This window comes from Streptomyces griseorubiginosus, from assembly GCF_017614965.1.
Taxonomy (GTDB): domain Bacteria; phylum Actinomycetota; class Actinomycetes; order Streptomycetales; family Streptomycetaceae; genus Streptomyces; species Streptomyces griseorubiginosus_B.
In genome coordinates this window covers 1-583 of the sequence record NZ_WVUG01000717.1, presented here as the reverse complement: position 1 = coordinate 583, position 583 = coordinate 1, and the positions used below count along the sequence as shown (strand labels likewise).

The 583-nt window shown below is 72.2% G+C and carries 2 protein-coding genes; both read left to right on the top strand.

All coding sequences use genetic code 11. From position 1 onward, the window contains the following. Positions 1-411: acyl-CoA dehydrogenase family protein (locus GRC12_RS44935; RefSeq protein WP_280117609.1), on the top strand; the 411-nt coding region annotated here is incomplete at its 5' end. Beyond that, positions 411-583 (top strand): alcohol dehydrogenase catalytic domain-containing protein (locus GRC12_RS44930; protein ID WP_208786147.1); only part of this gene is annotated, 173 nt, incomplete at its 3' end. The genes GRC12_RS44935 and GRC12_RS44930, both read left to right, overlap by 1 nt.

Genomic DNA, 583 nt, shown 5'->3' with positions numbered 1-583 from the left:
GCCCAGGAGTTGACGGAGGTCGTGCGGGGCGCCCTGCGCAGTGGTGCGGCCGGGGATCCGGTGGTGCGGGAGCGGATCGTGCGGCTGTGGGCGGAGTTGCGGGTCATGCGGTGGAACGCCCTGCGCACGCTGGGGGGTTCGGGCGACGCGGGCGCGCCGAGTGTGGCGAAGCTGCTGTGGGCGAACTGGCACCAGCGGCTGGGGGAGTTGGCGGTGCTGGTGCGGGGGGCCGGGGCGGCCGTGAGCGCCTCGGACTGGTCGCCTTCCGCGTCGTACCGACTCGACCCGGATCAGCACCTGTTCCTGTTCTCGCGGGCCGACACCATCTACGGCGGCTCGGACCAGGTGCAGCGCAACATCATCGCCGAGCGGGTGCTCGGCCTGCCGAGGGAGCCCAAGGGGGTCGTCTGATGCGCGGTGTGGTGTTCGACGGTAAGCGGGTAGAGGTCGTCGACGACCTGGAGGTACGGGACCCGGGGCCCGGGGAGGTGCTGGTCGCGATCTCGGCCGCCGGGCTGTGTCACAGCGATCTGTCCGTGGTCGACGGGACCATCCCCTTCCCCGTGCCCGTGGTGCTGGGGCA